Genomic DNA, 24520 nt, shown 5'->3' on the forward strand with positions numbered 1-24520 from the left:
TTTTACAAATTGAATATCTTTGCAGTAAATTGATGCGCTATGAGCAAAATCCGAATTACCAAACAATTTTCTTTCGAGACTGGCCACGCCCTTTATGGCTATGATGGCAAATGCAAAAATGTACACGGACACAGTTATAAACTGTCAGTAACAGTTATTGGGACACCAATAAGCGATACGTCTAACGTAAAGTATGGGATGGTTATTGACTTTTCTGATTTAAAAAAAATCGTAAAAACAGAAATTGTCGATGTTTTTGATCACGCTACGGTATTTAACAAAAACACACCGCACGTGGAGTTGGCAAAAGAACTGGAAGCTAGAGATCATAACGTGCTATTGGTTGACTACCAACCTACTAGCGAAATGATGGTGATTGATTTTGCGCAAAAGATCAAAAAACATTTGCCTGAAAACATACAACTATATGCCTTGCGACTTCAGGAGACGGATACCAGTTTTGCAGAATGGTATGCGAGTGATAACTAAGGTTTAGTTGGCAGTACTCAGTTGGCAGTACTCAGTTGACGGTATTCAGTTTCTAGTGTTTAATTTTGAAGTTCTTGCTTTGGCAGGAATTAATATCTTTGTTTGATGAATATTCCCAAAGGAAAAAAAATTTACTTTGCTTCTGACAATCATTTGGGAGCACCTACATCAGAACAGTCTTTTCCGCGCGAAAAGAAATTTGTAGCCTGGTTAGACGACATCAAAGACGATGCGGCAGCTATATTTCTTCTCGGCGATTTATTCGATTTTTGGTTTGAATACAAAACTGTCGTTCCTAAAGGATTTACCCGAACTTTAGGGAAACTTGCTGAAATAAGCGATTCTGGCATTCCCATTTACTATTTCGTGGGGAATCACGATTTATGGATGCACGGTTATTTTGAGGAAGAACTCAACATTGAAGTCTTTCATCAACCTAAAGAATTCATTTTCAACAATAAACTGTTTTTTATTGGTCATGGTGATGGTTTGGGACCACACGACAAAGGTTATAAACGCATGAAAAAAGTGTTTACCAATCCGTTTTTTAAATGGTGCTTTAGATGGCTCCACCCAGACTTAGGCGTGAAACTTGCCCAGCACCTCTCGGTTAAAAATAGATTAATTTCAGGCGATGATGATGCCAAGTTTTTAGGTGAAGATAAAGAGTGGCTTATTCAGTATTCCAGGCGAAAACTGGAAGACAAACACCGCGATTATTTTGTATTTGGCCACCGCCATTTGCCTTTGGAAATTAAATTGAATGAGACATCTACGTATTTCAACTTAGGCGATTGGATTCAATACTATACCTATGGTGTTTTTGACGGAGAAACCTTTCAGTTAAATACCTATTAGACCTCCCTTTCGTGGTCTTCTAAATCTCTTCGTAAATCTAACTTTCTAAAAGATGGAGAAACAAGACCCGTTGTGACTACAGTTAATATCGTCATTGTACCTCCAAAAACAACTGCAGTTACGGTGCCCATCAACTTTGCCGTTACACCACTTTCAAAGGCTCCAAGCTCATTGGATGAGCCCACAAACATTGAATTTACTGAAGCCACGCGACCACGCATATGATCAGGCGTTTTGAGTTGTAAGATTGTTTGTCTGATTACCATAGACACGCCATCCGTCACGCCACTAAAAAATAAGGCAAGTACAGACACCCAAAAAATGGATGACAATCCGAAGACGATAATACACACACCAAACCCAAAAATAGCCGCCAAAAGTTTCATTCCTGCATTTTTACTGATCGGGATATAGGCAGTAATCAACATGGTTAAAAAGGCACCCACAGCAGGCGCCGCACGCAACACTCCAAATCCTTCTGATCCCACTTTAAGTATGTCTTGCGCAAATATGGGCAATAAGGCTATGGCACCACCAAAGAGTACCGCAATCATATCTAAGGTTAGAGCTCCTAAAACAGCTTTGGTTTTAAACACAAATTTGACGCCTTCCTTTAAACTCTGCATCATAGGCTCGCCGATTTTGGGATTCAAAATTGGTTTTTTAGAGATGCGAAGCAAATTAACTAGTGCCAGTAATGCAAACCCCATAATTAAACACATAGACCAATGTACACCAATCCAACTAATGCTAAAACCCGCCAAAGCAGGACCTAAAACAGAGGCGACTTGCCATGTAGAACTGCTCCATGTAGCGGCATTAGGATAGAGCTTTTTGGGAACGATCAATGCGATTAGAGAAAACACTGTGGGACCAATAAACGCACGGACCAAACCTCCTAAAAATACCAAAGCATAAATACTATAAAGCACCGCATTGGTAGACCAATTGCCCACCACCAAGGGCCAAGTCAATAAAAACAGTCCGAAACTGATCACTGAAAACCCAATAATACATTTGATGAGCAGTCCACGTTTTTCACTCTGATCTACAATATGACCTGCAAACAATGCCATAGATAATGCCGGAATAATTTCCATCAACCCAATTAGGCCTAATGATAACGGATCTTTTGTGATGGAATAGACCTGCCATTCAATCACAATAAATTGCATAGACCAAGCAAAAACGAGCGCAAAACGAACTAATAAAAAAATATTGAATTCACTGATACGGAGTGCAGCGTAAGGATCTTTTTTAATTGGTTGTTGTTCCATAAATATCTTTCTTATAGCAATACCGCACCGAGCATCTTAAAAAGCTTTGAAGTTGGACCCAAAAATAAAATAAACTGTAGTGAAATTAATTTCTCAAAACTGAAAATTTTCAGTTTAGGGTTTGATATCCCTTAATTTCAATTGCAAACTTACTTTGCCCTGCCAATGGTTTTCATCAATAGAATACACCGCTTTGAAAGGTTTCTTATCAGTAATCAATTCACATTTATCCCCCAAATTAAACCCAATTCCAACAATTTGCTGAGAATGGCCTTGCTTGGCCGTAATTCTTAAATGCTTATCATCACCACCTACACATTTACCATAGCCGGTATCCTGTAAATTTTCGGTCATAAAAATAGGCGCCATATTTCCTGGGCCAAAGGGAGCGAATTGTTTGAGAATTCGGTAAAATTTTGGACTAATGTCATCAAAATTGATAGTCATATCTACTTTGATCTCGGGTGTCAAAAGCGCCCTATCGATAGTATTGGACACCTCATCCTCAAAGGCTTGTTTGAAAGCCTCATAGTTTTCAGACTTTAAAGTTAACCCTGCGGCATACTTATGTCCCCCAAATTGTTCTATATGCTGACTACAGGCTTGAAGTGCGTTGTACACATCAAATCCGCTAACAGACCGTGCCGAAGCCGCTAATCTATCGCCACTTTTGGTAAAAACTAACGTGGGTCGGTAATAGGTTTCTATCAATCGGGAAGCTACAATGCCAATCACTCCTTTGTGCCAAGTTTCATGATAGACTACGGAGGTGAGCCGTTCTTGTTCCTTAAACTCCTCAATTTGCAATAAGGCTTCTTGGGTAATTTGTTGATCCGCTTCTTTTCTGTCAGAATTGAATTGCTCTATTTGTGCGGCATAAGTTTGGGCAAGCGTTTCGTCTTCCTCTGTCAGTAAAGTGACCGCATAGTTACCATGCTCCATGCGTCCGGCAGCGTTAATTCTGGGAGCTACAATAAAAACTACGTCCGTTATGGTCATTTCGGTCTTCTTGGTCTGATCGATGATGGCTTTAATGCCTGCACGCGGTTGCTCATTTATTACTTGTAGCCCGAAATACGCCAAGGTCCGGTTCTCACCAGTTATTGGAACAATATCAGCGCCAATGGCAGTGGCCACCAAATCGAGATATGGTGTTAAATCCTCAATAGATTTCCCATCGTTTAAGGCTAAAGCCTGAACCAATTTAAATCCAACGCCACACCCACACAGCTCGTCATAGGGGTATTGGCAATCGTCGCGTTTAGGATCTAAAATAGCAACCGCATCTGGAAGTTGAGCCCCGGGCCTGTGATGGTCGCAGATAATAAAATCAATACCTTTTTCTTTCGCATAGACGACTTTGTCAATGGCTTTAATCCCACAATCTAGCGCGATGATTAAAGAAAAGTCGTTATCGTGTGCAAAGTCGATCCCTTTGATAGACACACCGTAACCTTCTTCGTACCGATCTGGAATATAGGTAGCCACTGTATCGATGCGAGTCTTTAAATAAGACGACATCAAAGCCACTGAGGTGGTACCGTCCACATCATAATCGCCAAAAACCAAAATATTTTCTCCCTTGGCAATGGCGTGTTCAATTCGCGCAACGGCCTTGTCCATATCTTTCATTAAAAAAGGATCGTGCAAATCGGTCAGACTTGGTCTAAAAAACTGTTTGGCGGCCTCATAGGTATCAATCCCCCGTTGCAGCAATAGAGTAGCAATCGTATCCTCTACCTTGAGGGATTCAGCAAGATACCTTATTTTAGAGAGTTCAGGTTTAGGTTTTAGGGTCCAGCGCATGAGGAGAACATGGTTTATGGTTGGATGATAAGGCAAAAATTAGGCCTCTCAGGTGTTTTAAAACCTGTGAGGTCTATGTATAAATTAATTATTATGGTAATGAATCGAGGTGTTCACCTTGGCAAACTTCTTAAACATTTCCATGACGCCACAATATTTTTCAATGGATAAGTCCACGGCTTTTTTGATTTTATCTTCACTTAAATCTGTTCCGTAAAAATGATATTCTACAGACACGGTGTGGTATGTTTTTGGATGTTCTTCGGTTAATTCGCCATAAGTATCCATTCTAAAATCTGTAATCTTAACTTTCATCTTTTTTAAAATAGAAACCACATCCAAACCAGAGCAACCTGCCAATGCCGAAAGCATCATTGCTTTAGGACGCAAACCAGAATTATGGCCGCCATCTTCTTCTGAAGTGTCTATTAATAGGGTTTTTCCGCTTGGATTATCAGATTCAAATTGCGAATTTCCTTTCCAATGGGTGATAACTTTATGATCCATATTATGATTTTTTAATGATTTTTAGTATTGAGTTTTAGTATTCAAAAATACCATTTAATATCAAGAATACCTCTTAGGTAGATGGCAATATATTTCAACCCCGATAGAATACAGAGTTTTGAAAAACCTAACAAAGTTTGTTATAAATCATATACATAGTAGGTTCATTTGTAGCCCGGTTAATCGATAACCTAGCTCGCGACGATATCCTTATTTTCATTATTTGCCACGAGTGAAATCGATCTTTAACTGTAGAATTACTAAATGGAATAATTTAAAATCAGGAAGTCTTAGTCTATTGTCACATTAAACGAACATAGTATGAATCTTATAAAAATAACTTTAAAAGGCATGCACACATATAAGTGTCTAAAATTAGTTGTATTTTCAATTAAACTTGTATTTGGTACGATACTATATCTTTTAGTGGTTGAAACAGATAAAGTAATCTCAATATTGAATTCATTGCAATAATATGGACTTTATTGTTTGCTTCAACTCCGGAACAACCTCCGCCTCAAACAAAGGATTCCGCGTCAACCAAAACCGATTGCGTGGTGAAGGATGTGGCAGCGGAAAAAATCTGGGCAAGTAGTCCTGATAATGATCCACCGTTTCCGTTAAAGTCTTTTTAGCGGCTTTCTTTAAATAATACTTTTGGGCATACATCCCAATTAGCAGCACCAATTGGACATTTGGCATCACGTCCCATAATTGCTCATGCCATTGCGGCGCACATTCTGGTCGAGGCGGTAAATCGCCACCTTTTCCACGTCCTGGATAACAAAAGCCCATCGGGACAATGGCAAAATTCTGTACATCGTAAAATTCTTCATTGCTGACCCCTAACCAATTTCGTAGTTGTTTTCCGCTAGCATCATCCCACGGAATGCCAGAAGCGTGCACTTTTGTGCCAGGAGCCTGGCCAATGATAACAATTTTAGAATCAACACTAAATGTTAGCACTGGTCTTGGACCTAATGGCAAATGGGCCTTACAGATGGTGCAGCTTTTTATGCGATCATGTAAATCTTGCATCCCAGTAATTACTTATTTTCCATCATTTTTTTCATGTCCATACCAAACGAGGGATAGGTCATCAGCATGCGTTTGAAATTTTTAGTCGTCATTTTGTTATAAATCGCGGCGGCAAACACGTTGATGCTTTCATTTGCTTCAGAACTTAAAATATGAGCTCCCACAATTTCATCCGTGCGTTCATTCGCTATTATGGTATACGCATAGGTGTCCTCGTTCTCTTTTTTGGCATTATACCAACCACTGGAATCGCCTTGGTACACTTTGACATTTTTATAACGTGCTTTGGCTTCGGCTTCGCCATAACCTACTGAAGATAAATTGGGGGTTGTAAACACCGTAGAGGGCACACAAGGCACATCCAACGTCTTTGATTTTTCCTTTACTACATTGTTGCCAACAATATAACCCTGCAGTCCAGAAAGTGGGGTTAAGGATGGCGATTTATTAGAAACATCGCCACAGGCATAAACTTTAGGATGCGATTTGCTCTGTAAATAATCATTGACTATGATCCCATTGTTATCGGCATCAATGCCAGCCTTATGTAATTCTAAAGCGGCAATCGCAGGAATTCTGCCCGTAGCATTAATAACCAATCTCGATTTATGGATTTCCGTTTTCCCATTAGTACTATAGGAAACTTTCTTATTTTTCTTTAACTTCTCAACTGCAGTTACATCTGCTTTAAAAACAAACTTCACGCCAAGGCTTTCCAACTTCGCAATCAATTTTTTAACCAGAAACTGATCAAAGTCGCCCAGTGCCGTTTCAGCCCTTTCCAAGATAGTCACCTTAGATCCCAGAGTTGCCAACATACAGGCAAACTCCATAGTAATATATCCGGACCCAATAAAGGTGATGGATTTCGGGATTTTCTTTAGGTTTAGAACATCTTCACTCACGTTTAAAAACGCCTTTCCATCAATTTCAAGCGGTCTGGGAACGTTTCCTGTAGCGATGACAAAATAATCAGCTGAAACGACCTTCCCTTCAACTTCCACTTCATTTTTACTGATAAACTTTGGCGATTGATGGTACATAGCAATCCCCAAACCTTTCATTTTCTCTTCAGTATTCGCCGGAATTGGATTCGAAAACGAACGTTTAAATTTTTGAACCTTTTTCCAGTTGAGTTTAGGAATCTTTTTAACACCAGAGCCTTTTAAATTGCGACTCTGGTATATTAATTTTGAAAATTGCAGTAATATTCTTTTGGAATCACAACCTCTATTTGCACAAGTACCCCCAAACTCTCTGTTGTCAGCAATGGCAACACTCAAATTATTTTCGACGCAAATCTCCGCTGCGGTCTGACCAGCAACGCCACTTCCAATGACAAAAACGTCATAATGTTTGTTTTTCATAATCTTATTATAGGGCTAATAAGATACTGAAGTTTTAACCAGAATATGTTATGAAAAATCTAAATATTAGGAAATCCTAAAATAGAATTAATCCTTAGGTTTACCCCCAACCACAACCACAATTTCGCCTTTTGGTGGTTTTTGAGTGTAATGCGTCAACACATCTTTGGCGCTACCTCTAATGGTTTCTTCATAAAGCTTTGTCAATTCTCGAGAAACAGAAACTGGCCGCTCTTCACCAAAGTGCTCACAAAAATGAGTTAATGTTTTAATGAGTTTATGAGGACTTTCGTAGAAAATCATCGTTCGCGTTTCTTCGGCAAGTTGTAGAAATCGTGTCTGTCTGCCTTTTTTTATGGGTAGAAAGCCTTCAAACACAAACTTGTCGTTAGGCAAACCGCTGTTAACCAATGCGGGTACAAAGGCAGTGGCGCCTGGGAGACAATCCACTTCAATACCATGTTCAATGCAGGCACGGGTCAATAAGAATCCAGGATCAGAAATAGCAGGGGTCCCGGCATCACTAATTAAAGCAATCGTTGTTCCTGATTTAATTTTTTCAATCAGATTTTGCACTGTTTTATGCTCATTGTGCATATGGTGCGATTGAGAACGGGTCGCAATTTCAAAATGTTTCAGGAGTTTTCCGGAGGTACGTGTGTCTTCAGCCAGAATTAAATCGACTTCCTTTAAAACCTCAACAGCTCTAAAGGTCATATCTTTAAGATTGCCAATAGGGGTTGGAACAATAAATAATTTACTCATGTATTAATCAAACTTACCTTCAATGATCCCCATAAAACGCTCTTCAACGGCTTCCTTGCCTTGCCAATTATTATAATCTGGTTTCACAATATTTTGGATCAAATTTCGAGCCTCCTCGAAGGAGCTAGAGGTATTAATTTGAGAGAGTACGCGTTCATAATCTTCACGTTGACCATCAAAAAGGTGTTTTATAAATGCTATTTTATCGTTGAGCCCAATATTAAGTCCGTTTTTTAATTTATCATTTAAAGATTTTCTAAGATTTTCCTTAGAAGTAGATGTCGTTACAGGATCAAAAACGGGCATATTTTTGAAGTCGGCAGTCAATTCTTCAAAATCATCTTTGGTTTGATCCGCAGGAGCTGGTACATGGTCAAACATCGCATCCACTTCATGGGTTTCATGCGGCATCTGTGCTACCAAATCCTTAATTTTTTCCATGACAGGCTCCATGATGCCATCATCTTCTACTTCATCAAGATTGACATAAATTTTATCACCCCTCTCAATATTATCACTTACTTCATTATTAAAGGCAACGTCTAACATGTCAAAGAAAGACGAATCTACTCCAATGGTTGGTAGGCCTTGTTCTAGATTTTCATTCGCAAATTTCAAAACACATAATTTTTCGTATAAAAGACCTGTTTCGCGATGCAGTTCTGCCACATTCTCTTTACCTTTTAATTTAAGAATTCTATGCGCAATGCTCATCAATTCCGACTCCAACTTCTTCTTCATAACTTTTAACTTTAATTCTAATTTATGCTTATGATTTTTAATAAATTTACGCCACCTTTATCTAAAACGAGGATGAGCTTTGTTTTAGTGTTAAAATTACGAAATGTTTCTTGAAAATACAGTAAATCCTAAAGAACAATTTGGGTGGATTGAGGTTATTTGTGGATCAATGTTTTCTGGCAAGACCGAAGAATTAATCAGGCGTCTTAAACGTGCACAGTTTGCAAAACAAAAAGTGGAAATTTTTAAACCTGCTATAGACGTGCGTTATGATGAAGACATGGTCATGTCTCATGATGCAAATCAAATACGCTCCACACCCGTCCCTGCCGCAGCAAATATTCCTATTCTAGCGGATGGCTGTGAAGTGGTTGGAATTGACGAAGCCCAGTTTTTTGATGATGAAATTGTTCGTGTTTGCAATGATCTGGCCAACAAAGGCGTGCGGGTTATTGTGGCTGGTTTAGACATGGATTTTAAGGGCAATCCGTTTGGACCAATGCCAAATTTAATGGCTACAGCAGAGTATGTTACTAAAGTTCATGCCATTTGTACGCGCACTGGTAATTTGGCCCAATACAGTTACCGGAAATCTAAAAATGACGCTTTAGTAATGTTAGGCGAAGTTGATGAATACGAACCTTTAAGTCGCGGTGCATTTTATAAAGCTATGGCATTAGATAAAGTTAATTCCACAAAGGTAAAAACTGAAAAAGAATCTACTGAAAACTTAAATGATCCCAATGCCTAAAGCGCAAGAAACCGTACTCGAAATTGATTTACCTGCTTTAAAACACAATTTTGAATACTTAAAATCCAAAATCCAAAAAGATACCAAATTTTTAGCCGTTGTAAAGGCTTTTGCATACGGTAGTGATGCTGATGACATTGCACTTTACCTACAGGATTTAGGTGTCGATTATTTTGCCGTAGCCTATACCAGTGAAGGTGTTTCACTAAGAAATGCCGGCATCACAAAACCCATCTTGATATTACATCCATTGCCGATAAGTTTCGAGACCATTATTGAACGTTGTCTGGAACCTAGTATCTATAATCGGAAAGTTTTAGATGAATTTTTAAAAGTTGCATCGGATAAAAACCAAATAAAGTACCCTATCCATCTTAAATTCAATACGGGATTAAATCGATTAGGTTTTGATCTTGAAGATCTTGAAACGATATATTCAAAAATAAGTACTTCTGAAGCAATACATATTAAATCCATCTTTTCGCATTTGGCGGCAAGTGAAGATATAAAAGAGAAAGAGTTTACAGAGCACCAAATAAAATGGTTTAAAGACATCACCGAAAGGTTTACGACGGTTTTTAAATACAAACCATTACTCCATCTTTGCAACACTTCAGGAATTCTAAACTACCCCGAGGCGCATCTTGATATGGTTAGAAGCGGCATAGGCCTATATGGTTTCGGGAATTCTGAGAAGGAGAATAAAAACTTTGTCCCAATAGCGAAACTGAAATCGGTCATTTCTCAAATACATCATATCGCAAAAGGGGAAACGGTTGGCTATAATCGTGCCTTTAAAAGTGAAGCATCTATAACCACAGCAACAATTCCGATTGGTCATGCGGACGGTATTGGAAGACAGTACGGACAAGGTAAAGGCTTTGTCATTATTAATGAAAAAAAAGCTCCTATTGTTGGCAACGTTTGTATGGATATGATAATGGTAAATATTACAGATATTGATTGTAAAGAAGGTGATGAAGTAATTATATTTGATAGTGCTCATACCGCTGAAAACCTAGCAAATGCAGCAAATACTATTTCTTATGAGCTTATTAGTGCCATATCCCAACGCATAAAACGAGTCATCAAAAAATAATAATATCTTAAAATTTTAACATTTCTTTATTTTTCATACTTTAGCAATTAACAACTAACTTAAAAACAATTATTATGTGGAAAGAATTTAAAGATTTTATCATGACCGGTAATGTTATAGATTTAGCAGTAGCTGTTATTCTTGCCGGAGCCGTTGGCCTAGTGGTGAATGGATTTGTGACTGATATTATGATGCCTATAGTTGGTAATTTTGCGGGAGGAGTCGATTTTGCCGACATGAAATATGTGTTATCTCCAGCAGATGTTGCCGCTGATGGTACGATTACTAAACCAGAAAACGCGATCATGTACGGTAAATGGGTAAATTCTATTATCAACTTATTAATTGTTGGTCTTGTATTGTTTATGATTGTTAAAGCCTACAACAAAACGAAAAAACCAAAAGCTCCAGCTGCACCAACAGGACCTACTGAAATAGATTTGTTGAAAGAAATCAGAGACGCGTTAAAAAAATAATTCCGCTACACCTCATATTTTAAATAAACCCGATTTCTAAATGAATCGGGTTCTTTTTTTAAAATTCTTCTTTACACGCTCTCAATTATTGGTTACATTAGCCCCTTAAATTTTTTTATTATGAAAGTAGCTGTTGTTGGTGCCACTGGAATGGTTGGCGAAGTAATGTTAAAAGTTCTAGAAGAACGAAATTTTCCTTTTACAGAGTTGATGCTGGTAGCGTCAGAAAGATCTGTTGGTAAAGAAATTAAATTTAAGAACAAAACCTATAAGGTAATTGGGTTAGCAGATGCTGTTGCTAACAAACCAGATGTTGCTCTATTTTCAGCAGGAGGCGATACGTCTTTAGAATGGGCTCCAAAATTTGCTGAGGCTGGAACAACCGTTATTGATAATTCTTCAGCATGGAGAATGGATACTACAAAAAAGTTAATAGTTCCAGAAATTAATGCTGATCAACTTACCAAAGCAGATAAAATTATTGCGAACCCTAATTGTTCTACCATTCAGTTGGTGATGACCTTAGCGCCACTGCATAAAAAATACGGTATTAAAAGAATTATTGTGTCTACCTACCAATCCATCACTGGTACCGGTTTAAAAGCCGTAAAACAGTTGGAAAATGAATTGGCAGGAGTCAAAGGCGAGATGGCCTACCCTTACCCAATCCATAAGAATGCCATTCCACATTGCGACGTATTTGAAGAAAATGGCTACACCAAGGAAGAAATGAAATTGGTTAGGGAAACCCAAAAAATTCTCGACGACCGTTCTATTGCAGTTACTGCAACTGCCGTACGGATCCCTACTGAAGGTGGTCATAGTGAATCTGTAAACATTGAATTTGAGAATGATTTTGACGTCACTGATATTCGTAAACTATTAAGTCAGACGCCTGGAGTTGTCGTTCAGGACAATACGGACGTCAATACCTATCCAATGCCGATTTATGCCAATGGAAAAGACGATGTTTTTGTAGGTCGTATCCGTAGAGACGGGTCACAGCCAAATTCCTTAAACCTTTGGATTGTCAGCGATAATTTGAGAAAGGGTGCTGCAACAAATACCATACAGATTGCTGAATATTTAGTTGCTCACAACTTAATTTAAATTTGCTTAAACTATAATTTATATCTTAATTAAATATTAAAAAGTCCCCTACAACAATTTGTAGGGGCTTTTTTGTTTATTTTTGAAACACAACACCAAACCCGTTTACTCTTATGAAAAACTTAGCGCTTGCCGTGGTAATCTTAACTACAATTACCGCCTGCAAAACTGAAAATGAACTCAAAAATTCCAATGCAATTGCTGTGACGTATCCTGAAACAAAAACTGTAGATTCTGTAGATACTTATTTTGGAGAACAAGTTAAAGATCCTTACCGTTGGCTCGAAGACGACAGAAGTGAAGAAACTGGTGAATGGGTAAAAGCCCAAAATCAAGTAACTGGCGATTATCTCGCAAATATTCCATACCGTCAAGCACTGAAAGACCGTTTGGAAGAAATCTGGAATTATGAAAAAGTAGGCGCCCCGTTTGTTGAAGGTGATTATACCTATTTCTATAAAAATGACGGTCTTCAAAACCAATCTGTTATCTACAGAAAGAAAAATAACCAGGATAAAGAAGAAGTTTTCCTAGACCCTAACACTTTCAGTAGCGATGGTACAGTTTCTTTAGGCGCTATAAGTTTTTCTAAAAACGGTAAAACCCTGGCCTATTCCATTTCAGAAGGTGGTAGCGATTGGCGTAAAGTCATCATTATGGATACGGAAACTAAAGAACAAATTGAAGACACTTTAGTTGATGTCAAATTCAGTGGTATTTCCTGGAAAAACAATGAAGGATTTTATTACTCTAGTTATGATAAACCTAAAGGCAGTGAGCTTTCCGCTAAGACTGATCAGCATAAACTTTTTTATCATAAGTTAGGCACGCCTCAAAAGCAAGATCAATTGATTTATGGTGGGACACCTGAAGAGAAGCACCGCTATGTTGGTGGCAATGTTACGGAAGACGGCAAATACTTGTTTATTTATCCTAGAACCTCAACGTCTGGTTCTAAGTTATTGATGCAGGATCTTTCTAAACCAAATAGTAAAATTGTAACAATTTTAGATGATTTCAATTCCGATTCTTCGGTTATAGAAAATGTAGGCAGCACACTATACATCATCACCAATAAAAATGCACCCAACCAAAAGGTGGTCACTGTAGATGCTTCAAATCCGAGTCCAGAACATTGGAAGGATTTTATCCCAGAAACAGAAAATGTGTTAAGTGTCTCTACAAGTAGCGGTTATATTTTTGCACGTTATATGGTGGATGCCGTATCTCAAGTAAAACAGTACGACTACGATGGTAAATTAGTAAGAGAAATTGAACTTCCCGGAGTTGGAAGTGCTGGCGGGTTTGGAGGAAAAAAGGAAGACAAAACGATATATTACTCGTTCTCTAATTACATCACTCCAAGTACAATATATACATTGAATCCTAAAACGGGAGTATCAGAAGTGTACAAAAAACCAGAAATCAAGTATAATCCTGACAATTTTGAGAGCAAACAAGTATTTTACAATTCAAAAGATGGTACGAAAATCCCTATGATTATTTCGTATAAAAAAGGCATAGAACTTAATGGCAAAAACCCAACTATTTTATATAGTTACGGTGGTTTCAACATTTCATTGACGCCATCATTTAGCATTGCTAATGCGGTTTGGATGGAGCAAGGTGGCGTATATGCCGTACCTAATATTCGCGGCGGTGGCGAGTATGGAAAAAAATGGCATGATGCAGGGACACAGCTAAAAAAGCAGAATGTGTTTGACGATTTTATCGCAGCTGCAGAATATTTAATTGACAACAACTATACCTCATCAGATTATCTAGCAATTCGCGGGGGATCAAACGGTGGATTATTAGTTGGTGCCACCATGACGCAACGTCCAGACTTAGTCAAAGTTGCCATCCCAGCAGTTGGGGTGTTGGACATGTTACGTTACCATACATTTACCTCAGGTGCAGGTTGGGCTTATGATTACGGCACATCTGAAGATAACAAAGAAATGTTTGAGTATTTAAAAGGCTACTCGCCAGTTCATAATGTTAGAGAAGGTGTGGAATATCCAGCAACGATGATTACCACTGGAGACCATGATGACCGTGTAGTGCCTGCCCATAGTTTTAAATTTGCCGCAGAATTACAGAGCAAACAAACGGGTACGAATCCAACCTTAATCAGAATTGAAACGGATGCAGGCCATGGTGCAGGAACTCCTGTAAGCAAAACCATTGAGCAATATGCTGACATATTCGGTTTCACACTTTACAATATGGGTTATAAAGTTTTGCCAAATAAAACAAAGGCAAAGATTAAAGGATAATAAAATCAATTTTTGAACTATAAAAACCTTTCAGTCTTTTCTATGGATTGAAAGGTTTTGTTTTATAGACAACATGCTAAACGTTAAAAACATTACTTTTTCATACAACGCCAAAGACACGGAAAATCCTGTGTTGAAGGATTTAGAGTTTGCGGTGGAACAAGGTGAACACCTTTCCATTATTGGGGAAAGTGGTTCTGGGAAATCGACACTCTTAAAACTGATTTACGGCGAATATGATTTAAATGAAGGTCAAATTTTTTGGAAGGACAATGAAATTTTAGGCCCTAAATACAATCTCGTTGTAGGTTATGAGTATATGAAATACGTAGCGCAGGAATTTGATTTGATGCCTTATATCACCGTTGAAGAAAATGTGGGCAAACACTTATCCAACTTTTTCCCGGAAGAGAAAAAGGAGCGTATTAAAGAGCTTTTAGAAGTTGTCGAATTAGAAGATTTTGCAAAAACGAAAGTCAAAACTTTAAGTGGTGGACAAAAGCAACGTGTCGCCTTGGCAAGAGCTTTGGCAAAACAACCGGAGATTATTCTCTTGGATGAACCTTTTAGTCATATTGATAATTTTCAGAAGCAATCCTTACGCCGAAGTGTGTTTAAATATCTGAAAGAAAAGCAAATCACTTGCCTTGTGGCCACGCATGATAAAGAAGATGTATTAGGTTTCGCAGATCGGATGTTAGTCATACACGATTCTAAGATTATCGCAAATAATTCTCCTCAAGAGCTGTATCGCAACCCAGAAACACCATTAATTGCCTCTTTTTTTGGTGAAGTAAATATGCTGAATACCGAAATTATTTACGCACATCAACTCCAATCTGTTGACGAATCGAATCTTAAAGCTCGAGTGATTCGAAATTATTTTAAAGGTCCATATTATTTAATTGAAGCAGTACATCAGGAGATAATCCTCAGATTTGAGCATCCTACGGCTTTAGAAGTTGATTCAGAAGTTTTCCTTAAGATTCTGTCACGCTATCGCAAACGCGCCGTAAAGGCCATGATGTGTAAGAGAAAGCTGTTCGGGTTGTAAATGCCCGTTCATATAAAATTGCGGAATTCCTCTACTATTTTTGATAACTGCGACAAACTTGTCAACTACATTTTTATAAGCAGCATAGGCTTTTATAGCCTGTTGGACACTTTCAGAATGTTGGGTAGGATAATCTAAACTTGAAAATTGAAACAGTTTTGAAATCCACTGCGGATTTGAACACGCCGTAGTCTGGATAAAACTCTTATCGGTTGTTGTAGCTGTTGCAATAGACTGACTTTTATAAATGACGTGACCTTGATTAGAATCTAACACAATACATTTAAAATCGGTTGGATTAAAACGGATCTTTCCCTCAGCTCTTGAGGTAATTTTATAAACACTTTCCTTCATCGTCCATAAGCGCCAGATATTTTGAAATTGCTGGTCGTCAGAACGAATGAAATCCTGTTCTTCTGTGGTGAATAACTTGTCCAAAAAGCGTTGTTCTTGCCAACGGGAATTGCGTTTCGCAAATTCTAAATCGACAATATCGTTACCAATCATTAGGAAGCGATTTTGGAATTGACAATGGCCATAGCTGCTTTTACGGAAAGCATTTGTTCCATTTCCTCATTCTCGATGCGGATGTCAAATTCGTCCTCCACATCTAAAATAATGTCTACTAAATTCGCAGAATTTATTTTTAAATCGCCCACAAAAGTTGTTTCTTCTGACAAATTATTGAAAGCGTCTTCATCCTGCACATAAGGTTGGACAATAGTTTTCAATTTGGCTATTAAATCTTCGTTTTTCATAAATTGTAGGCTCTAGAATTTGTATAAAGATTTAGTTATAAGTCTTAAAGATAATACAAGCGTTAACATCACCAAAACCAAAACTGGCTTTTGCGGCTATGTTCAACGTTTTATTGAGCATTTGTTTCGGTATTTTTTCGTCAGCGATGAGCTCTAGAATTTCAGGATGCACATCGTGACAATTGATGTTTGGGAACACAAACTGTTCCTTCAATTGCAAAACCGCTGCCACACTTTCAATGCTTCCCGCTGCTGCAAGGCAATGGCCCACCATCGATTTTAAAGAGTTGATATACGGAAAATTAGCACCTTTCCTCCCCAAAGCTTTGGTCCAATTTTCAATTTCGAGACTGTCTTTTGAAGTGGCGGTCAAATGCCCGTTTATGGTATCAATAGCGCTGGCTTCAATTTTCGAATCTTTAATAGCATTTGTAATGCAGCGTTGCACGGCTTCCGCATTAGGAGCAGTCAATGTGCCACCATTACGCTGGCCTCCCGAGTTGACTTGACCTCCCAACACCTCCGCATAAATGGTAGCGCCACGTTCTAAAGCACTTTCTAATGATTCTAGAACCATGGCGCCGGCGCCACTTCCGGGTACAAATCCGCTTGCCGAGGCACTCATTGGTCGTGATCCTTCTTGCGGGGAATCATTATGTTTATAAGTCATGACCCGCATGGCGTCAAATCCGCCCCAAATATAAGGCCCATCATCACTACAACTCCCGACTAACATCCGTTTGGCCTGTCCGTTCTTGATGCGTTCAAATCCCATCAAAATAGCTTCGGTTCCAGTGGTGCATGCGGACGAATTGGTGGTCACCTGATTTCCCAGTCCGAGAATCCCACCAAGATATGCGCTGATGCCACTGGCCATAGTCTGTAAAACCACCGTACTGCCCATTCGTTTCACCTCACCAGCATCTACTTTATAAATCGCTTCGCGGAATTTATCAACCCCCGAAGTTCCAGTACCAAATACACAGCCGCTGTCATAATCCAAATCACTCTCCGCATCAATTTCTAAACCGGCATCCTTCCAAGCATCCATTCCTGCCATACATCCATATAAGATCCCTGAGCTATTAAATCCGCGGAGTTGTAATGGTGTGAGATATTCTAATTTTTTTTCTTCTGAAACCTGCGGAATCCCACCAATACAGCAGGAAAAATTAGCCGCTTTTAAATTGTCGTGATAGGCAATGCCGGATGTCCCGAGCTTAATCGCTTTAGTAAACGCTTCCAAGCCCACACCGTTTGGTGCTACAACACCCATACCCGTAATTACAACTCTAGTCATTTCCTTTAGGTTTTAACATTCCTGAAATGGTGCCTCTGCAGACCAATTCCTCCTTTTGATTAAAAAGTTTCACGTTGCATTTTAATTTATGAAATCGGAAAACCACTTTTTCTGAAATAACGGTTACTGTTTCGCCAGGAAAAACAGGCAGATAAAAATCCACAGCGCTTGAGGTTAAGGCGATTTCTGGTTTAAAATTCTCAGTAATTTCATCCTTTAACAGATAGATTCCTAAGCACACCACTCCAATTTGTGCCATGCACTCGGTTAAAATGACGCCAGGAGTTACAGGTTGATTTCTAAAATGTCCTTTATAAAAATATTCAGTTTCTTTAAATGTATAATTCCCCGTAACACCTTCTTCTGAAATTCGGGAAAGTCCATCCACAAACAGAAACGGCGGTTCGTAGGGCAAAAGTTTAAGAATGTGCTCTGTATCCATTATCATAAAATCTCTGAGATTAATTTGAAGGTTTTTAAGAAATATGTTCGCCGCCATCCACAGGAATCACACAGCCATTAATCCAACGCGCCTCGTCTTTACTCAGCAGATACACCGCATTGGCCACATCCTCTGGAGTGGTTAAGCGTTTGAACGGATTTCTCTTTAGGGCATGTGCTTTCAGTGCTTCACTGCCGGGAATCATTCTCAAAGATGCCGTGTCTGTTATACCCGCTTGAATGCAATTGGCCCGAATTCCGAAGGGTGCAAATTCCAATGCAATATTTCTGGTAATCGCTTCTAAGGTCACTTTCGCTGCGGAAACTGCGGCATAATTCTGTAAAGCTTTGGTATTACCTTCACTCGTAAAACTAATGATTCTAGCATCGTCAGAAAATAATTTTGCTTCAAAAACGGCTTGCGTCCAGTCGTATAAACTAATGGCCATAGCGTTGATGGTCAAATTGAAATCGTCCGTATGTAACCTAGGTTGATCTTCTGAAAGCATCGGTTTTAAATTGCCTCTAGCTACGCTATGCACCAAGGTCCGAATGCGCCCTTGTGAACCACAAAGCTTGCTTATTTCTGACACCAATTCATTGCGCTTTTCAACTTTAAAAGCATCGGCATTAAAGGCTTTAAACTCCACTCCAGTACTGCGGATGGTTTCAAATTCTGCTTGAATACGGTCTTCTTGGGCGCGTGGATTACGGTGAATGATACAAATATTCATACCATGATTGGCTAAAGTCTTGGCCGTTGCCAATCCCAATCCACTGGAGCCCCCCAAAATAAGCGCCCAATAATTTTTATCTTCAAAATCCTTTTTCATATCCAAACTAAATAGTCATGCTAACGCTTCGCTTGTAATTTACCATTGTAATAAAATCCGTTGTGCAGAAAACCCTGGTCCAAAACTTAACATCAGGCCGGTATCGCCTTTAGGCAAGTCCCGTTCCATAAAACGTTCCAAAACATAGAGCACGGTTGCGCTACTCATGTTGCCATACAATTTAAGGACTTCTTTGGTATCCTCAATGTTTTTTCCCAAACTACCGAACAGTTCCTCTACCGTTTGTACTATTTTTTTACCTCCGGGGTGAAAAATGAGATGGTCAACATCATCAATACGCATCTGATTACGCTCTAAGAATGGATAAACAATATTCGGAAAATGGTTTGAAATGGTTTCGGGGACTGCTTTATCCAAAATCATTTGCAATCCCGTATTAACAAGTTTAAATCCCATCATTTGTTCCGCATCGTAAAAATGGTACATGGCTTCGTCGAGAATTTCCGGACCTGAATCCGCTTCATAAGAAGACAAGATCACGCTTGCAGCGCCATCACCAAAAATAGCAGCACTTACAATATTTGCCATGGAATAATCGTCGAGTTGGAAAGTCGCGGTGGGCGATTCTACCGCGATGACTATAGCGCGTTTATTGGGATTCGCCTTCAAAAAATTCTTTGCATATATAATGCCCGAAACTCCGGCGGCACAACCCATTTCTGTCACCGGCAAGCGGATGATATCCTGACGCATTTTTAACCGATTGATGAGATAAGCGTCCAAAGAGGGAATCATAATGCCGGTGCAGCTGACCGTAATAATATAATCAATATCTGTAGGCTGAAGCTTAGCTTTTGCCAGTGATTTTAACAGAGCTTGTTCACCTAATTTGATCACCTCGCGGGTGTAAATATCATTTTTTTCTTCGAAAGAGCTATTCAAAAACACCTCTTCTGCATCCATAATGGAATACCGCTTGTCCACACCTGCATTTTCGAATAACTTGATCACTTTACGCTGAAAACGCTCTTCCTGACCCTCCAACCACACACTTAAATAGGGAATGATATCCTTAGTGTTTCTAGAATATTTTGGTAATTGCTTGGCGACGGCCGTAATTTTTACTTTCATGATAATGATACTTTTATGGAACGCTGATGACGCTGATACTGCTGATTTTAATGGATTTTATTCACAAGTAATACTTCGATTATAAAAATTTCAAATGCTTAATCTAACTTTAATGTCTTTTCCATTCACCTCAAACCCAAAACCTCAAACCTAATTCCTCCTACTCAAAATCCACTGGTACCTAAACGCCCATTTCGATTTGAGTTGATAGGTGCAATGTAATTGTGATGCTAAGGCAACCAGCTCTTTTCTTTTAAACCCTCGCAACACGGAGATTAAGCCATCTTCAATAATCATTTTATTCTGTACAGGAATCGTAATCAGTTTGAACAAATAATACGCTAATCGGTGTCTGTGTAAATCGTTGACCACGACTCCCAACGTTGCAGTTTCTAAGAGATGTTTTAAGAGCTCATTCAGTTCTTGCTCCTTAAAGTGATGTAGAAATAATGTGCTGATCGCCACATCATACTGCATCTGTTTAAATAGATGAGAAAAAACATCGATATCTAGAAACTCAATATTTTTATAGGCTGAAGATAAGGTTTTAGCATAGGCTGTGGCATTTTTATTGGCGTCTATTCCAATCAACTGAAACTGATATCCTTCATTTTTACCAAAATCTGCAATCGCTCTCAAGATATCACCGCCCCCACAACCCAAGTCGATAATTGTGATAGGAGTCCCTTTTGGATGGTGCTTTAAGAGTGTTTTAAGTCCGTTTATAGTCACCGCATTCCCACCCAAAAACTTATTTATTGTTGCTAACTTATCAAGCGCATCGGTAAGCATAGGACCTTGAATGGAAAAATCATCCATAAGTTCCTCCGCGTCAGTCCGATGTTTAGTGTCGACTAATAAACTCATCTTATTTGCATTGGTTTGCCGTGGGTTTGCTTGATAATAAAAGGCATCAGAAACGGCATTTTTTTAAGTGCACTAAGCGCTGTTTCCGATAAGTGCTGATGGTCGAATACCTTAGCAACGATATGACCCACTTTCAAGCGGTTCTTAAAGTGTTGATTCCAAGCTTTAGCGTAAGCTATCTCAAGATTACTTCGAGATATGGTATTTTCAAAATAGTCAAGAACAAGTTCTGAAGCTATTTGAGCACTTCTAATAGCCATACTCATGCCATTACCACACAGAGGATGGATCATTCCTGCGGAATCGCCACACATAAGCATATGCGCTTCTATAGGCGATTTCCTATCAAAAGAAATCTGGCTGATACTTAACGGCGTATCAAACACAGGTGTGGAATTTTCAAATATCGTTTTGAGATGAGTGTTCTTGAACACAACTTGTTGTTGAAATTCGTCAATATCCTTAAACTTTTTAAACGCTTCCAAATTCGTAATATAACAGAGATTAAGGCTATTATCTTCTACTTTAGAAACACCACAATAACCGCCTTCAAAATTATGTAAGGCCACCACATCTTCAGGAAAATCACCTTTAACATGGGTTTTGACAGCTAAATAAGGCGATTTATTTTTGATAAAATCACGGTTTAATTTGACGTCTAAATTTGTGCGTTTACCATAAGCGCCAATAGTAATTTTCGCGACATAATTCCCTTTATCTTTAGTCTCTATCGTAAATTTATCATCTGAAAACCGTACTTCCATTACTGTATCTTGAATCACTTGCACACCTACTGCTTTAGCCTCTAAAAAAAGCGCTTCATCCAAGGCGTAACGACTGATTCCAAATCCGCCTAACGGCAAATCTGCTGTCAGGAGTTTACTTTTAACGCTAGATAATTGAAACTTTGTAATTTTCTTCGCTCCCAAACTAAAGACGTCAACTCCTAAATAATTCAAATATGGAAGGACCTCATTAGAAATATACTCTCCACAAACCTTATGTTTAGGATAGTCATTTTTCTCAATGAGTCCGACACTTATACCCTTTTTATGCAGATGAATTGAAGAGGAAAGTCCAGCCAATCCACCCCCGATAATCAGTACATCAAATGTGTTTTTTAGATTCTTCAGACAAAATTATTTTGCAATTAATTTTACTAAAGATAAAAGGTTTTGTTTGAAAAAGATACTGGGATAATCAAAGAATGGTGGTTTAGATTTATTCTAAGTCCCTAAAAGCAAATAAAAACCATGTAAATTTTAAAATACAGACTTAATTACAAATTGTTGCTCCCTAAAATTGATGGTATCATTTACTTTTTTTCCCATGAGCAGTAAGCCAATAGGCGTATGAGGTGAAATGGCATAAAACGAATCAGCATTGCATTTTAATTGACCAGCGCTAATGGCTATAAAATAGTTGGCCTGAGAAGTAAAAACCACACTACCTAAACCAATGCGATCAACAGTTGTAGTGACATCAATTTTAGATAAGTTCTCCCTTACTTTTTCTGTTTCAGCCAGTTGTTGTCCAACTTTCTCACGCTCTAATTGTAGCATCGCCCTTCCTGTTTCGTGTTTATCACCCGCACTACTTTTGGTTTCCGAAGTCAGCGATTCCTGAATTTCATTAATTTGAGCGTGAATTTTTGTAAAGCGTTCCTCTACAAATGCAGCACATTGGGTATAGAGCGCTTGTTTCAGGTCCAAATTACTTGTCATCTTTTCTTTCATAATTCAAGACTCCGAAGAATCCCATTTGCCTAATAATCCAGTTTTTACGTCCAGCAATATAAGGCGTGGCTGGATTAGCGCGGTATTTTAAAGGTCGCGGTAAGATGGCCGCAATAGCCGCTGCTTCACTTTTGGATAATTTTGAAGCTGATTTTTTAAACCAATGTTGCGATGCTGCTTCGGCACCATAAATACCGTTGCCCATTTCTATACTATTCAAATACACTTCCATGATGCGTTCTTTAGTCCAAATCAACTCGATCAGAAACGTCACATAAGCTTCCATTCCTTTTCTAACCCAACTGCGTTGTGGCCATAAAAAGACGTTTTTAGCGGTTTGCTGACTAATGGTACTGGCACCTCGCACTTTTTTGCCTTTGTTGTTATTCTCAAAAGCCTTTTCAATCGCCTTCATATCGAAACCGTTATGCTGTAAAAAATTTTGATCTTCACTACATATAACTGCCAATTGCAAATTTTTAGAAATTTCTTCTATAGGCACCCAGTCATGTTTCCAAACAGTTTCAGCATCTGCCTGCTTTTGTTCAATATATCTGATGACCATAAGCGGTGTTGCTGGTACGGGCACCCATTTGTAAATGACAACTCCAATTAAAGGAATCGCCAAAAACCATATGATTAGTTTGAAGATGAATTTGAATACTGTTTTAATCATTGTATAAACTTGGAGTCAGTTAGTTGATCTGGTTTTTTTTATGAGAATAGATGAGCAAGGTTAAAAAAGTACGGCCTACATGTTAATTTACCAAATCGGCCAATTCTCTACCAACATGACTACCTATGGCAATACCCATCCCGCCCATTCGGACGCCGCAAAACACGTTAGTACTTAACTGTTTTACAATAGGTTTTTTGGTGCTGCCAACACCCATAATACCACTCCAACTATGGTCTATTTCAAAAGGCGTATGAGGCAAAATGGTCGATTGTAAAAGTGAATTTAATTTATTTTGAATGAGTTCAGTTTGCGCCATTTCTGTAGTTTCTTCAGTTTTAAAATCGAGATTACGTCCGCCACCCAGTAAAATCCGATCATCAACATTACGGAAATAATAATACCCTTCTTCAAGATGAAAAGTTCCTTTAATATGTAAATTTTTGATGGGCTTCGTAATCAACACTTGTGCTCTAGCAGGTTTAACTTCAACATCAATAAGTTTTGATGCGAATCCATTAGTGCAAATTAACATTCGTTTCGTTTTAAAATCAAAATAATTAGTTTTGATATGTATTTCTTTATTCAATTCTTCAAAATGTTCTACGACTACAGAATTCAAGATTTGAATGCCTTTACTTAATACCAAATTGGTGAGTGAACGCATCATTTTACCAGTATCAATTTGGCCTTCAAAAGGTGTAAAACTAAGTTGACTTTGGATGTTTTTATATTGAAACGAATTTTCTTTAACTTCAAAAACATCGGCCTTAAAATGAGGTTTTAAGAGCGCATTTACTTTTCCCATTTGTGACATGCAGTACTCATAACGACCTTCATCATTTTGAGCAAACAATTCGTACCCGCCATATTGTTTATAACCAATGGAGGCATCGGACAGGGTTTGTCTTAAGAGATCTAAACCGCTACGTCGTTTCTGAATAAGGTTTACAACCTCTTCCTCTGAATGCGATTTAAGATCATCCAAAATCTCACTTAGACTTCCAAAACAAGCAAATCCAGCATTTTTAGTACTGGCGCCCTGAGGTAAAAAACCCCTTTCTAAAATCAGAATTTTGGCTTTTGGGAAACGTTGCCTCAAATGTAAAGCGCAATTAAGTCCTACAATGCCACTTCCTACAATTGTATAATCGATATTGGAGAGATAGCTCTTTAGTTCCCAGTAAGAAAGATTCATGC

General features: G+C 38.5%; 26 protein-coding genes. 8 read left to right on the forward strand and 18 right to left on the reverse strand.

What is annotated here, in order from left to right; translation table 11 throughout:
* Window positions 1-39 precede the first annotated feature (39 nt).
* Both BXY82_RS03920 and BXY82_RS03925 read left to right on the forward strand, forming a co-directional pair.
* Entirely contained in the window at window positions 40-489 is a 450-nt protein-coding gene (locus tag BXY82_RS03920; protein WP_133756861.1) for a 6-pyruvoyl trahydropterin synthase family protein, read from the forward strand.
* Window positions 490-594: 105 nt separating this feature from the next.
* Window positions 595-1347 carry a UDP-2,3-diacylglucosamine diphosphatase gene (locus tag BXY82_RS03925; protein ID WP_133756862.1) on the forward strand — a complete coding sequence of 251 codons (753 nt, stop codon included), beginning with the start codon at window positions 595-597 and terminating at the stop codon, window positions 1345-1347.
* Here the strand turns inward: BXY82_RS03925 and BXY82_RS03930 are convergent.
* The 7 genes from BXY82_RS03930 to BXY82_RS03960 form a co-directional block, all read right to left on the reverse strand.
* Window positions 1344-2624 (reverse strand): MFS transporter, encoded by a 1281-nt coding sequence (locus tag BXY82_RS03930; RefSeq protein WP_133756863.1) that lies wholly within the window; start codon window positions 2622-2624, stop codon window positions 1344-1346. The genes BXY82_RS03925 and BXY82_RS03930 overlap by 4 nt on opposite strands.
* Window positions 2625-2738: 114 nt before the next feature.
* Entirely contained in the window at window positions 2739-4430 is a 1692-nt protein-coding gene (recJ, locus tag BXY82_RS03935) for a single-stranded-DNA-specific exonuclease RecJ (protein ID WP_133756864.1), read from the reverse strand.
* A gap of 84 nt (window positions 4431-4514) precedes the next feature.
* Entirely contained in the window at window positions 4515-4937 is a 423-nt protein-coding gene (locus tag BXY82_RS03940) for an OsmC family protein (protein WP_133756865.1), read from the reverse strand.
* A gap of 462 nt (window positions 4938-5399) precedes the next feature.
* Complete coding sequence (locus BXY82_RS03945; protein WP_133756866.1) at window positions 5400-5975, reverse strand: uracil-DNA glycosylase family protein; 576 nt, start codon at window positions 5973-5975, stop codon at window positions 5400-5402.
* A gap of 8 nt (window positions 5976-5983) precedes the next feature.
* Complete coding sequence (locus tag BXY82_RS03950) at window positions 5984-7342, reverse strand: dihydrolipoyl dehydrogenase family protein (RefSeq protein ID WP_133756867.1); 1359 nt, start codon at window positions 7340-7342, stop codon at window positions 5984-5986.
* Between the two features lie 87 nt (window positions 7343-7429).
* Complete coding sequence (gene rsmI / locus BXY82_RS03955; RefSeq protein ID WP_133756868.1) at window positions 7430-8107, reverse strand: 16S rRNA (cytidine(1402)-2'-O)-methyltransferase; 678 nt, start codon at window positions 8105-8107, stop codon at window positions 7430-7432.
* Window positions 8108-8110: 3 nt separating this feature from the next.
* Window positions 8111-8848: a hypothetical protein gene (locus BXY82_RS03960; protein WP_133756869.1), complete on the reverse strand. Its 738-nt coding sequence runs from the start codon at window positions 8846-8848 to the stop codon at window positions 8111-8113.
* 103 nt (window positions 8849-8951) lie between these two features.
* Between BXY82_RS03960 and BXY82_RS03965 the strand changes: the two genes are divergently transcribed.
* The 6 genes from BXY82_RS03965 (at window position 8952) to BXY82_RS03990 (ending at window position 15617) form a co-directional block, all read left to right on the forward strand.
* Window positions 8952-9599 carry a thymidine kinase gene (locus BXY82_RS03965; protein ID WP_133756870.1) on the forward strand — a complete coding sequence of 216 codons (648 nt, stop codon included), beginning with the start codon at window positions 8952-8954 and terminating at the stop codon, window positions 9597-9599.
* Window positions 9592-10698, forward strand: a complete 1107-nt coding sequence (gene alr / locus BXY82_RS03970) for an alanine racemase (RefSeq protein WP_133756871.1) — start codon at window positions 9592-9594, stop codon at window positions 10696-10698. The genes BXY82_RS03965 and alr overlap by 8 nt, the downstream gene beginning before the upstream one ends.
* A gap of 74 nt (window positions 10699-10772) precedes the next feature.
* Entirely contained in the window at window positions 10773-11174 is a 402-nt protein-coding gene (mscL, locus tag BXY82_RS03975) for a large conductance mechanosensitive channel protein MscL (protein ID WP_133756872.1), read from the forward strand.
* Between the two features lie 120 nt (window positions 11175-11294).
* The gene (locus BXY82_RS03980; RefSeq protein ID WP_133756873.1) at window positions 11295-12284 is read left to right on the forward strand and encodes an aspartate-semialdehyde dehydrogenase; all 990 of its coding nucleotides are present in this window, start codon (window positions 11295-11297) and stop codon (window positions 12282-12284) included.
* Window positions 12285-12397: 113 nt separating this feature from the next.
* Window positions 12398-14563 carry a prolyl oligopeptidase family serine peptidase gene (locus tag BXY82_RS03985; protein WP_133756874.1) on the forward strand — a complete coding sequence of 722 codons (2166 nt, stop codon included), beginning with the start codon at window positions 12398-12400 and terminating at the stop codon, window positions 14561-14563.
* A 73-nt stretch (window positions 14564-14636) separates the two neighbouring features.
* The gene (locus tag BXY82_RS03990; RefSeq protein WP_133756875.1) at window positions 14637-15617 is read left to right on the forward strand and encodes an ABC transporter ATP-binding protein; all 981 of its coding nucleotides are present in this window, start codon (window positions 14637-14639) and stop codon (window positions 15615-15617) included.
* Here BXY82_RS03990 and BXY82_RS03995 read toward each other — a convergent pair.
* The 11 genes from BXY82_RS03995 to BXY82_RS04045 form a co-directional block, all read right to left on the reverse strand.
* A complete protein-coding gene (locus BXY82_RS03995; RefSeq protein WP_133756876.1) occupies window positions 15555-16124 on the reverse strand; it encodes a 4'-phosphopantetheinyl transferase family protein in 570 nt (189 codons plus the stop codon). The genes BXY82_RS03990 and BXY82_RS03995 overlap by 63 nt on opposite strands.
* Window positions 16124-16375 (reverse strand): acyl carrier protein, encoded by a 252-nt coding sequence (locus tag BXY82_RS04000; protein WP_133756877.1) that lies wholly within the window; start codon window positions 16373-16375, stop codon window positions 16124-16126. Before BXY82_RS04000 ends, BXY82_RS03995 begins: the two co-directional genes overlap by 1 nt.
* A gap of 31 nt (window positions 16376-16406) precedes the next feature.
* Window positions 16407-17675, reverse strand: a complete 1269-nt coding sequence (locus BXY82_RS04005) for a beta-ketoacyl-[acyl-carrier-protein] synthase family protein (RefSeq protein ID WP_133756878.1) — start codon at window positions 17673-17675, stop codon at window positions 16407-16409.
* Window positions 17668-18117: a 3-hydroxyacyl-ACP dehydratase FabZ family protein gene (locus BXY82_RS04010; protein ID WP_133757414.1), complete on the reverse strand. Its 450-nt coding sequence runs from the start codon at window positions 18115-18117 to the stop codon at window positions 17668-17670. Before BXY82_RS04010 ends, BXY82_RS04005 begins: the two co-directional genes overlap by 8 nt.
* Window positions 18118-18151: 34 nt before the next feature.
* Window positions 18152-18949: an enoyl-ACP reductase FabI gene (locus BXY82_RS04015; RefSeq protein ID WP_133756879.1), complete on the reverse strand. Its 798-nt coding sequence runs from the start codon at window positions 18947-18949 to the stop codon at window positions 18152-18154.
* 39 nt (window positions 18950-18988) lie between these two features.
* A complete protein-coding gene (locus tag BXY82_RS04020; protein ID WP_133756880.1) occupies window positions 18989-20041 on the reverse strand; it encodes a type III polyketide synthase in 1053 nt (350 codons plus the stop codon).
* A gap of 150 nt (window positions 20042-20191) precedes the next feature.
* Window positions 20192-20908, reverse strand: a complete 717-nt coding sequence (locus BXY82_RS04025; RefSeq protein WP_133756881.1) for a methyltransferase domain-containing protein — start codon at window positions 20906-20908, stop codon at window positions 20192-20194.
* A complete protein-coding gene (locus BXY82_RS04030) occupies window positions 20905-22041 on the reverse strand; it encodes an NAD(P)/FAD-dependent oxidoreductase (protein WP_133756882.1) in 1137 nt (378 codons plus the stop codon). Before BXY82_RS04030 ends, BXY82_RS04025 begins: the two co-directional genes overlap by 4 nt.
* Window positions 22042-22170: 129 nt before the next feature.
* On the reverse strand, window positions 22171-22644 hold the full coding sequence (locus tag BXY82_RS04035) for a GreA/GreB family elongation factor (protein ID WP_243835676.1): 474 nt from the start codon (window positions 22642-22644) through the stop codon (window positions 22171-22173).
* The gene (gene mtgA, locus BXY82_RS04040; RefSeq protein ID WP_133756883.1) at window positions 22622-23320 is read right to left on the reverse strand and encodes a monofunctional biosynthetic peptidoglycan transglycosylase; all 699 of its coding nucleotides are present in this window, start codon (window positions 23318-23320) and stop codon (window positions 22622-22624) included. Before mtgA ends, BXY82_RS04035 begins: the two co-directional genes overlap by 23 nt.
* A gap of 82 nt (window positions 23321-23402) precedes the next feature.
* Window positions 23403-24518, reverse strand: coding sequence for an NAD(P)/FAD-dependent oxidoreductase (locus BXY82_RS04045; RefSeq protein WP_133756884.1), 1116 nt, complete (start codon window positions 24516-24518; stop codon window positions 23403-23405).
* Window positions 24519-24520: the final 2 nt, after the last annotated feature.

The sequence above is a fragment of the Gelidibacter sediminis genome, from assembly GCF_004364975.1.
Classification (GTDB): Bacteria; Bacteroidota; Bacteroidia; order Flavobacteriales; family Flavobacteriaceae; genus Gelidibacter; species Gelidibacter sediminis.

Coding starts and splice junctions, on each gene's coding strand:
- BXY82_RS03940 (WP_133756865.1), bottom strand. CDS start 4,937: ATGGATCATAAAGTTATCACCCATTGGAAAGGAAATTCGCAATTTGAA.
- BXY82_RS03995 (WP_133756876.1), bottom strand. CDS start 16,124: ATGATTGGTAACGATATTGTCGATTTAGAATTTGCGAAACGCAATTCC.
- recJ (WP_133756864.1), bottom strand. CDS start 4,430: ATGCGCTGGACCCTAAAACCTAAACCTGAACTCTCTAAAATAAGGTAT.
- BXY82_RS04015 (WP_133756879.1), bottom strand. CDS start 18,949: ATGAAAAAGGATTTTGAAGATAAAAATTATTGGGCGCTTATTTTGGGG.
- BXY82_RS03980 (WP_133756873.1), top strand. CDS start 11,295: ATGAAAGTAGCTGTTGTTGGTGCCACTGGAATGGTTGGCGAAGTAATG.
- BXY82_RS04000 (WP_133756877.1), bottom strand. CDS start 16,375: ATGAAAAACGAAGATTTAATAGCCAAATTGAAAACTATTGTCCAACCT.
- BXY82_RS03920 (WP_133756861.1), top strand. CDS start 40: ATGAGCAAAATCCGAATTACCAAACAATTTTCTTTCGAGACTGGCCAC.
- BXY82_RS03990 (WP_133756875.1), top strand. CDS start 14,637: ATGCTAAACGTTAAAAACATTACTTTTTCATACAACGCCAAAGACACG.
- BXY82_RS03985 (WP_133756874.1), top strand. CDS start 12,398: ATGAAAAACTTAGCGCTTGCCGTGGTAATCTTAACTACAATTACCGCC.
- BXY82_RS03950 (WP_133756867.1), bottom strand. CDS start 7,342: ATGAAAAACAAACATTATGACGTTTTTGTCATTGGAAGTGGCGTTGCT.
- BXY82_RS03925 (WP_133756862.1), top strand. CDS start 595: ATGAATATTCCCAAAGGAAAAAAAATTTACTTTGCTTCTGACAATCAT.
- rsmI (WP_133756868.1), bottom strand. CDS start 8,107: ATGAGTAAATTATTTATTGTTCCAACCCCTATTGGCAATCTTAAAGAT.
- BXY82_RS04010 (WP_133757414.1), bottom strand. CDS start 18,117: ATGGATACAGAGCACATTCTTAAACTTTTGCCCTACGAACCGCCGTTT.
- BXY82_RS04035 (WP_243835676.1), bottom strand. CDS start 22,644: ATGAAAGAAAAGATGACAAGTAATTTGGACCTGAAACAAGCGCTCTAT.
- alr (WP_133756871.1), top strand. CDS start 9,592: ATGCCTAAAGCGCAAGAAACCGTACTCGAAATTGATTTACCTGCTTTA.
- BXY82_RS04005 (WP_133756878.1), bottom strand. CDS start 17,675: ATGACTAGAGTTGTAATTACGGGTATGGGTGTTGTAGCACCAAACGGT.
- BXY82_RS04020 (WP_133756880.1), bottom strand. CDS start 20,041: ATGAAAGTAAAAATTACGGCCGTCGCCAAGCAATTACCAAAATATTCT.
- BXY82_RS03945 (WP_133756866.1), bottom strand. CDS start 5,975: ATGCAAGATTTACATGATCGCATAAAAAGCTGCACCATCTGTAAGGCC.
- BXY82_RS03960 (WP_133756869.1), bottom strand. CDS start 8,848: ATGAAGAAGAAGTTGGAGTCGGAATTGATGAGCATTGCGCATAGAATT.
- BXY82_RS04045 (WP_133756884.1), bottom strand. CDS start 24,518: ATGAATCTTTCTTACTGGGAACTAAAGAGCTATCTCTCCAATATCGAT.
- BXY82_RS03965 (WP_133756870.1), top strand. CDS start 8,952: ATGTTTCTTGAAAATACAGTAAATCCTAAAGAACAATTTGGGTGGATT.
- mscL (WP_133756872.1), top strand. CDS start 10,773: ATGTGGAAAGAATTTAAAGATTTTATCATGACCGGTAATGTTATAGAT.
- BXY82_RS03930 (WP_133756863.1), bottom strand. CDS start 2,624: ATGGAACAACAACCAATTAAAAAAGATCCTTACGCTGCACTCCGTATC.
- BXY82_RS04025 (WP_133756881.1), bottom strand. CDS start 20,908: ATGAGTTTATTAGTCGACACTAAACATCGGACTGACGCGGAGGAACTT.
- mtgA (WP_133756883.1), bottom strand. CDS start 23,320: ATGATTAAAACAGTATTCAAATTCATCTTCAAACTAATCATATGGTTT.